The sequence below is a fragment of the Streptomyces sp. NBRC 110028 genome (genome assembly GCF_001417735.1).
Lineage (GTDB): Bacteria > Actinomycetota > Actinomycetes > Streptomycetales > Streptomycetaceae > Streptomyces.
The window spans coordinates 21,144-28,254 of sequence record NZ_BBUZ01000062.1 but is presented as its reverse complement, the minus strand read 5'-3'; the positions used below and the strand labels follow the sequence as shown (position 1 = coordinate 28,254).

The window sequence follows — 7,111 nt, the reverse complement described above, 5'->3', positions numbered from 1 at the left end:
AGACGGTTCGGATAGCCCGTACGGGCGCGGGACCGGACCGGTCCCGCGCCTGTGTGCGGTGTGTTGCCGGTGGATCAGCGGGTGGAGTCGGTCCGGGTGAGAAGGCCGAGGCGCCAGGGCAGGTTGTTGTAGTCGCCGCCGGCGTTGGGGTCCTTGAGCCCGGCGATGTTGTGACGGGCGTCCGGCTTCGGGGACATCAGGATCCCGCTGGAGTTCCACCGGAACTGCTGGGCAGTGAAGCGGCGGGCGAGGCGGGGGCCTGGGCGGCCTTGGTGGTGACCGCGGGGGTGCCGCCCAGCGCGGTCAGCGTGGCGTTGTACGCCGCCTTCTTGTTGCCGTTGTTGTCGAAGAGCAGGGGGTTCTCGCCGGAGCGCCAGGAGTCGCGGTCCCGGATGCCCCAGACGGTGATGCCGGTGCAGCGCGCGACGTTCATGCAGGCCCTGACGGTGTTCGTGTACGCGGCCGCCGGTGCCTGCGCGATGTCCAGTTCGGTGATCTGCACGTCCACGCCGAGGGCGGCGAAGCTGGACAGGGTGGTCTGGAAGCTGCTGGGCGGTCCGCCGGTGCCGAAGTGGGACTGGAGCCCGACGCAGTCGATGGGCACCCCGCGCGCCTTGAAGTCGCGCACCATGCGGTAGACGCCCTGGGTCTTGGCGTCGGTCCAGTTCTCGATGTTGTAGTCGTTGTAGCAGAGCTTGGCCGCCGGGTCGGCCGCCCGGGCGGTGCGGAAGGCCTCCTCGATGAAGCCGTCGCCCAGCAGGTTCTGGAACACCGAGGCCCGGTGCTGGCCGCTGCCACCGTCGGCGAACGCCTCGTTCACCACGTCCCAGGCGTAGATCTTGCCCTTGTAGTGGGACATCGTGGTGGTGATGTGGTTGTTCATCACGCTGCGCAGGGTGTTCGCGTCGCCGATGGAGCTGACCCAGCCGGGGAGTTGGGAGTGCCAGACCAGGGTGTGTCCCCGTAGGCGCTGGCCATGTGAGGTGGCCTGGCTCACGATCTGGTCGGCGGGGCCGAAGTTGAACGAGCCGCGGGACCGCTCGATGGTGTCCCACTTCATCTCGTTCTCGGGCGTGACCATGTTGAACTCACGGTTCAGGATGCCCGAGTACGTGCCGTCGCTGAGCTTGCCCGCTGCCACGGCGGCCCCGAAGTACCGCCCGGACTGGGCGGCCTGCGCGCCCAGGGTGGAGGCCTTGACGGCCTTGGCGGAGCCGGTCGCCGCCTGTTCCTGAGCGGGGCCGGTCGCGGCGCCCGCGGTACCGGCCAGGCCGGTCATCGTCATCGCGGCGGCCGCCAATAACCCGAGCATCGAGGCTCGGCGTCGGCCGCGTGATGGGGTCAGGGTCATGTCTTCTCCTCGGTGGGTGAAGCAGTGGGAGCGCTCCCACATATTTTCCCATCGTGACATGAACACGACCGTCAGGGAAGGCCGGTCGCCTGATGAGCGACCCGGCCCGGCGACTGGTCGCCGACGCCGTCTCCCCGCGCCGCCGGGCACGGCAGCACCGGACGGGCACCCGGCGTTCTCCACCGCCGCGTCCGCGACGGCCCGGCACCCTGGGAGAACCGTTCGGCCGCCCCTGACGTCTCCATGGCCGATGTGGCGTCCCCGTGCGGGACGCCTCGGGGTGACATCGAGTCAGATGATGTCTATGGAAGGCTTCTGAGAGAGTGTCGGAGAGTCACAGCAACAGGACCGTCGGCTGGATCGCCGCGGTCGCGGTGGTGGCGGCCGTCGTGGGTGTCACGGGCTGCTCGAAGGAGGCGGAGTCCGGCTCCGGGGAGAAGCCGGCGGCGAACAGCTCGACCGCCGCCGGGCCGGAGAAGGGCGAGGGGGAGGCCTCCTCGCAGCCGTCGGCCACCCGTCAGGACACGGCCGAGGCGGCGGTCGCCACCTGGGTGACCGCGGTCATCAAGGGGCAGCCGAAGCAGGCGTGCCTGGTGATGGCGGACCCGGCGAAGGGCTCGTCGCCCGCACAGGTGGGCACCCCGTCGCGGTGCGACGGCAACGCGCCCGAGGTGCGGAAGATGCGCGAGAACGTCGGGAAGCTCCGTACGTCCTTCACGCCCAAGCAGTCCACGGGCGACCCGAAGGTGGACGTCGCCCGGGTACCGGCCACCGGCGACAAGGCGGTGGTTCCCGCCGACAAGGTCACCGTCGACGGACAGGCGCTTGACAAGGTCATCCTGTCCAACTCCACCGGGCTGAAGCCGGGGCAGCTGGACGTCAAGGTGGAGTCCACCAAGATCAAGGGTGCCTGGTACGTGACCAACCTCGATTTCAACATCGGCTGATGCCGATACCGATGCCGATGCCGTGACCGTCGGCCTCTCCGCCCGCCTGAAGCAGGCGAACGGAGAGGCCGTGGCCGTCGTGGCCGATCAGCTGGGGTCGCGGAGCGTCTGGCGCGGTGACCGGCCGTAGGTCTGCCGGTAGAGGGCGGCGAAGCGGCCGGGGTGCCAGAAGCCCCACCGGGCGGCGATCTCCGTGACGGTGGCGTCCCCTTCGGGCTCGGCGTTCAGCAGGTCGTGGTGGGCGCGGGAGAGACGCACCTGGCGCAGATGGGCGAGCGGCGTGGTGCCCAGGTGCCGGCGGAAGGCGTACTGCAGCGCGCGCACGGTGACGCGCGCCGCGGAGGCGATGTCGGCGACGGTGAGGGGCCCGTCGGCGTGGTCGTCGATGTAGGCCAGGGCGCGCCGCAGCATGGCCGGGTGCGCGTCCCTGCTGTCCGATGTCGTGCGCTCGGTGGCGCTGTGGGGGAACGTGGCCAGGACGCTCGCGGCCAGGTGCTGCGCCGCGGTGGAGGCGACCAGCGGCTGTTCGGCCACGGCGGGGTCGGCCAGGACGTGGTCGCGTACGTAGACGATCGTCTCTCGTAATCTCAGCGCCGCGGCCGGGGAGTGCGGTCGGTGTCCGGTGAGGCGGACCGGGTCGGAGCCGGCCGTGTCGGCGTTGGCGGCCACCTGGGTGAGCAGGGCGGAGTCCAGCATGGTGATGTTGTAGCGGGCGCTGCAGATACGTCCCGCGTACGGCAGCTCCGGCGGGGCGAACGACACCACGTCACCGGGGCCGAACGCGTCCTCGACCCCCTGGAACGTGTGCTGCTGGATGGTGCCTTCGTGGACGAGGCACAGACAGATCCGGCCCAGCGGCGTGACCGCGTAGCTCATGTCGAAGTCCAGGTCCAGCTCGTCGATGCTGAGGGACTCGATGGCGCTGCGGGAGATGCGGGCGCGGCTGGATTCCGGGGTGCCGTTGCCGATGTTCATCTTGGCGTAGGCGTGGCTGAGGAATTCCTCGGTCCGTTCGATGTCGTCGCTGTCGAAGGTGAGTGTCTGCATGGGGGTGTTGTCCGTTTCGTTTTATGGACTGCTGCCCCCGATGTCGTTCGTTACGCGTCTGTTCCCGGCGGTTGCCGCGGTACCAGGCTGGAGCGGAGCGAGACGGTGCTGACGTCCGCGCACATCGTGACTGCGGGACGGAAGTGGAGATGACCGCCGTACACATGACCGACGAAGACTTTCCGGACGACAAGGTCGCCGCTCTTCAGGAAGAAGTGGCGGCCCTTCAGGAAGAAGTCGACCAGCTTCGCCAGGCGGTGATCTCGCACGCCGTGATCGACCAGGCGATCGGCGTACTGATCGCGGTGAGAGGCCTGCGGTCCGACGAGGGCTGGAACGTGCTCCGGGAGGTCTCCCAGCACACCAACATCAAGGTGCGCGAGATCGCCCGGCACGTGTTGTGGTGGGCGCACAGCGGTTGGCTTCTGCCGGAGATCCGTCCGAAGCTGCACGCCGCGGTGGTCAACGCGCGCCGGGCGCGCCGCGAGGCGGAAGCCGCCTTCCGGCAGGACGACCGGGCGGACGGGTCGGGTCAGCCGGCCGGGCGGGGCTCGCCACGGTAGGTGCCGAAGGACCACTTGTCGCCCACGGGGTCGGCGATGGCGAACTCTCGGCTGCCGTACGGCTGGTCGGCGATCTCGCGGATGATCTCCACCCCTGCCGCGCTCAGCCGCTCGTAGAGGCTACGGTGAGGAGAACCGGCACCAGCGGACCGAGTCTTCGACGCATGTCTCGCACGGAATGTCCTCTCCCTGAGGGGCCTTGACGCACCCCCCTGCCCACCGGTGCGCTGAGATACCCCGTACGATCGGCAGGTCACATGAGCCCGCTAGCGGGGGAGGCTCCTCATGCCCGCGCCGACCACGGCCGACCCTGCCGACACACCCGCCGTCGCGCTGGGCCCCACCGCGCTTGTCCTCGGAATCCTCTCCGTCGCCGGTTTCGTGCCACCCTTGCTGTCGTTCTTCACCCTCTCCCTGGTGCCCATCGCCGGGGGCCTCGCCGTCGCCCTCGGCGCCATGGGCATCCACCACGCCCGGCGCGGTGCGGGTCGGCTGTGGATGGCCGTCGCCGGAACCGCTCTCGGCGGTCTCGGCTTCGGGGGTGTGGTCGCTCTCCTCTGCAGCGGTTGACGTGCTCCCTGGGCTTTAGGCCAGGGAGCACGTCAAAGCTACGCCGCCGCCTCGTCGATGGCCTCGCGGACGGACCGCCCCGGGAAAGCCCTCGACTTCCTCACCTACTTCACCGGCGGCAACGTCATCAACAACGCCTGGATGACCCCCAACACCATGTACGTCGAGGGCGGGAACCTGGGCACCGAAAGCCCCCTGACGGCGACCCAGTCGGTGCTCGACATGGCCGTGCAGAGCCACGGCGGCGTGGTGCGGGTCTTCCCCTCCGTATCGCGGCGCTGGCCCGACGCGTCCGTGGCGTCCCTGCGCGCCCAGGGCGCGTTCCTGATCGACGCGGACCGCTCGGGCGGCCGCACCCGGTGGGTGCGCGTCCACAGCGAGGCGGGCGCGCCCCTGGTGCTGGACCACGGCATCCGCGGCGCCGTGGACGTGACGGACGAGCGCGGCAGGCGGCTGCCGTACCGGGAGACGGCGCCGGGCCGCATCGAGATCCCGCTCAGCCGGGCGGAGACGGCCGTCGTCGCCCCGCGCGGCAGCCACCCGGACCCGGGCCCGCGCGACGTACCGGCGATCGGCGACGCGCGGCCGTGGGGGCTGCCCGACTGAGCTGTCCGGCCCCTCGCCGGAAACCCACTCCAGGGCTGAGCAAGGGCCGGGAAGGGGCATGGGAAGGGGGGCTGGGAAGGGTCAGGAGCGCGGCGGGCCGGGCTGGTCGGCGCGCTCCGCCTTCTCCGCCCTCTTCTCCTTGATCCGCGCCGCTTCCTTCCGTACCTCGGCCTGGGTGGCGCGCTCCTTCTCCAGCCACTCGGGGCGCTCCGCCTTCAGGGCCTCGATCTGCTCCGTGGTCAGGGGCTCGGTGATGCCACCGCGCGCGAGACCCGCGATCGAGGTGCCCAGCTTCGCCGCGACCACCGGCCGGGGGTGCGGGCCGTCGCGGCGCAGGTCCCGCAGCCACTCGGGCGGATCGGCCTGGAGGGCGTTCAGTTCGGCGCGCGAGACCACACCCTCCTGGAACTCGGCGGGGGTGGCCTCGAGGTACACACCCAGCTTCTTCGCCGCGGTCGCGGGCTTCATCGTCTGGGTGGTCTGCTGCGACTTCATGGTGTCAAGGGTATCGACCGCGCACGCCGCCCCGGACCACGGCCTCGGACCGCGCGACCGGTAGCCTGGCGGGGTGACAGGCTCGGAAGAATCCCCTTCGTTCCGGCTCGCGTATGTCCCGGGGGTGACGCCCGCCAAGTGGGTGCGGATCTGGAACGAGCGCCTGCCCGACGTCCCGCTGCACCTCGTCGCGGTGTCCGCCGCCGAAGTGCCCGAGGTGCTGCGCGGCGGGGGCGCCGACGCGGGGCTCGTACGGCTGCCGGTCGACCGCACGGTGTTCAGCGCGATCCCCCTCTACACCGAGACGACGGTGGTCGTGGTGCCGAAGGACCACGTCGTGGCGGCGGTCGAGGAGGTGACCGCCGACGATCTGGCCGAGGACATCGTGCTGCATCCGCTCGACGACGTGATCCGCTGGGAGCGCCTGCCGGGACGGCCCGCGATCGAGCGCCCCGCCACGACGGCGGACGCCATCGAGCTGGTGGCGGCCGGGGTGGGGCTGCTGGTCGTGCCGCAGTCGCTCGCCCGGCTGCACCACCGCAGGGACCTCACCTACCGGCCGGTCACGGACGCGCCCCAGTCGAGCGTCGCGCTGTCCTGGCCGGAGGACGCGACCACCGACCTGGTGGAGGACTTCATCGGGATCGTCCGAGGGCGGACCGTCAACAGCACCCGGGGCCGCACCCCGCCCCCGGCGCAGCAGAAGCGCAAGCCGGCGGCGGGGAAGGCGGGGGCAGGGAAGGCGGCGGGCAAGCCGGGGTCCGGTAAGGCGGCGGCCGGGAAGAACCCGCGGGGCCGTGCCGCGGCGCCCAAGGCCGGCAAGCGCGGCAAGCCTCGCCGCCGCTCCTAGCGTTCGGTGCCCGGCGCCCCTGGCGCCCCGGCGCGCAGTCCGTCCATGACCAGGTCCAGCAGCCGTGCGGCGCGCGACTGCCAGTCGCCGTGCGGATCGATCTGCCACAGCCCGGCGATGGCGAGCATGAAGTCGTCGGGGGTGACCCCCGGGCGGATGGTGCCCGCCTCCTCGTTCGCCGTCAGCAGGAGCCCGACGGCCGAGGTCAGCGGCCCGCGTGCCACCTTGATCAGGCTGTCGTGCGAGCTGGTGGCCTTGTGCAGCGCGCCCGCCAGGCCCGCCTTGGTCATGGCGTACCGGGCGAGGCGGTCCATCCACTCCCGCAGCGCCCGGTCCGGTGCGCGGGTCCGGAGCAGCTGGGCCGCGGCGTCGGCGACCTGCTGCACCTCGTAGCGGTAGACCTCCAGGACGAGCGCCTCGCGGTTGGGGAAGTTGCGGTAGAACGTCCCCTGCCCGACGCCCGCCTTCCTCGCGATCGTGCTCAGCGGCGCGCACGCCGAGCGCGTCAGCTCCGCCAGGGCCACTTCCAGGATGCGCTCGCGATTCCGTTGCGCGTCCGAGCGCAGTGGGACGTGGGGGGTGTCCTTCCGCTCCCGCACTCGTCCTCCTCTCCGGCATCGCGTTCCGGGAATAACCGCCGGGCCGCCCTTGCTGACCGGACAACTGTCCACTAAGTTCAAAC

General features: G+C 71.2%; 9 protein-coding genes and 1 pseudogene. 5 read left to right on the top strand and 5 right to left on the bottom strand.

Features of this window, described 5'->3' with window-relative positions; translation table 11 throughout:
- Positions 1-146: 146 nt before the first annotated feature.
- A pseudogene (locus ASC60_RS37160) lies at positions 147-1,351 on the bottom strand (endo-1,4-beta-xylanase); the annotation flags it as partial.
- Between the two features lie 323 nt (positions 1,352-1,674).
- Between ASC60_RS37160 and ASC60_RS37155 the strand changes: the two are divergent.
- The gene (locus ASC60_RS37155; protein ID WP_055558144.1) at positions 1,675-2,298 is read left to right on the top strand and encodes a hypothetical protein; all 624 of its coding nucleotides are present in this window, start codon (positions 1,675-1,677) and stop codon (positions 2,296-2,298) included.
- 87 nt (positions 2,299-2,385) lie between these two features.
- On the opposite strand, the gene ASC60_RS37150 is transcribed toward ASC60_RS37155, so the two are convergent.
- Positions 2,386-3,345 carry a helix-turn-helix transcriptional regulator gene (locus tag ASC60_RS37150; RefSeq protein ID WP_055558143.1) on the bottom strand — a complete coding sequence of 320 codons (960 nt, stop codon included), beginning with the start codon at positions 3,343-3,345 and terminating at the stop codon, positions 2,386-2,388.
- 164 nt (positions 3,346-3,509) lie between these two features.
- On the opposite strand from ASC60_RS37150, the gene ASC60_RS37145 reads away from it, so the two are divergent.
- Positions 3,510-3,908 carry an ANTAR domain-containing protein gene (locus ASC60_RS37145; protein ID WP_055558147.1) on the top strand — a complete coding sequence of 133 codons (399 nt, stop codon included), beginning with the start codon at positions 3,510-3,512 and terminating at the stop codon, positions 3,906-3,908.
- On the opposite strand, the gene ASC60_RS44305 is transcribed toward ASC60_RS37145, so the two are convergent.
- Entirely contained in the window at positions 3,878-4,165 is a 288-nt protein-coding gene (locus ASC60_RS44305) for a VOC family protein (protein WP_370593014.1), read from the bottom strand. The two genes, ASC60_RS37145 and ASC60_RS44305, sit on opposite strands and share 31 nt — an antisense overlap.
- A gap of 28 nt (positions 4,166-4,193) precedes the next feature.
- Here ASC60_RS44305 and ASC60_RS37135 point away from each other — a divergent pair, with 28 nt between their 5' ends.
- Positions 4,194-4,478 carry a hypothetical protein gene (locus ASC60_RS37135; RefSeq protein WP_055558142.1) on the top strand — a complete coding sequence of 95 codons (285 nt, stop codon included), beginning with the start codon at positions 4,194-4,196 and terminating at the stop codon, positions 4,476-4,478.
- A 57-nt stretch (positions 4,479-4,535) separates the two neighbouring features.
- A complete protein-coding gene (locus ASC60_RS37130; protein ID WP_055558141.1) occupies positions 4,536-5,084 on the top strand; it encodes a glycoside hydrolase family 95-like protein in 549 nt (182 codons plus the stop codon).
- Between the two features lie 81 nt (positions 5,085-5,165).
- Here ASC60_RS37130 and ASC60_RS37125 read toward each other — a convergent pair whose 3' ends face one another.
- Entirely contained in the window at positions 5,166-5,579 is a 414-nt protein-coding gene (locus tag ASC60_RS37125) for a DUF5997 family protein (RefSeq protein WP_055558140.1), read from the bottom strand.
- A 73-nt stretch (positions 5,580-5,652) separates the two neighbouring features.
- Here ASC60_RS37125 and ASC60_RS37120 point away from each other — a divergent pair, with 73 nt between their 5' ends.
- The gene (locus ASC60_RS37120) at positions 5,653-6,429 is read left to right on the top strand and encodes a LysR substrate-binding domain-containing protein (protein ID WP_063787285.1); all 777 of its coding nucleotides are present in this window, start codon (positions 5,653-5,655) and stop codon (positions 6,427-6,429) included.
- Here ASC60_RS37120 and ASC60_RS37115 read toward each other — a convergent pair.
- Positions 6,426-7,028 (bottom strand): TetR/AcrR family transcriptional regulator, encoded by a 603-nt coding sequence (locus ASC60_RS37115; protein WP_055558138.1) that lies wholly within the window; start codon positions 7,026-7,028, stop codon positions 6,426-6,428. The two genes, ASC60_RS37120 and ASC60_RS37115, sit on opposite strands and share 4 nt — an antisense overlap.
- Positions 7,029-7,111: the final 83 nt, after the last annotated feature.

Bases quoted from the DNA above. Each gene is read 5' to 3' on its own strand.
- ASC60_RS37125 (WP_055558140.1), bottom strand. From the start codon at position 5,579: ATGAAGTCGCAGCAGACCACCCAGACGATGAAGCCCGCGACCGCGGCG.
- ASC60_RS37130 (WP_055558141.1), top strand. From the start codon at position 4,536: ATGGCCTCGCGGACGGACCGCCCCGGGAAAGCCCTCGACTTCCTCACC.
- ASC60_RS37145 (WP_055558147.1), top strand. From the start codon at position 3,510: ATGACCGACGAAGACTTTCCGGACGACAAGGTCGCCGCTCTTCAGGAA.
- ASC60_RS37150 (WP_055558143.1), bottom strand. From the start codon at position 3,345: ATGCAGACACTCACCTTCGACAGCGACGACATCGAACGGACCGAGGAA.
- ASC60_RS37135 (WP_055558142.1), top strand. From the start codon at position 4,194: ATGCCCGCGCCGACCACGGCCGACCCTGCCGACACACCCGCCGTCGCG.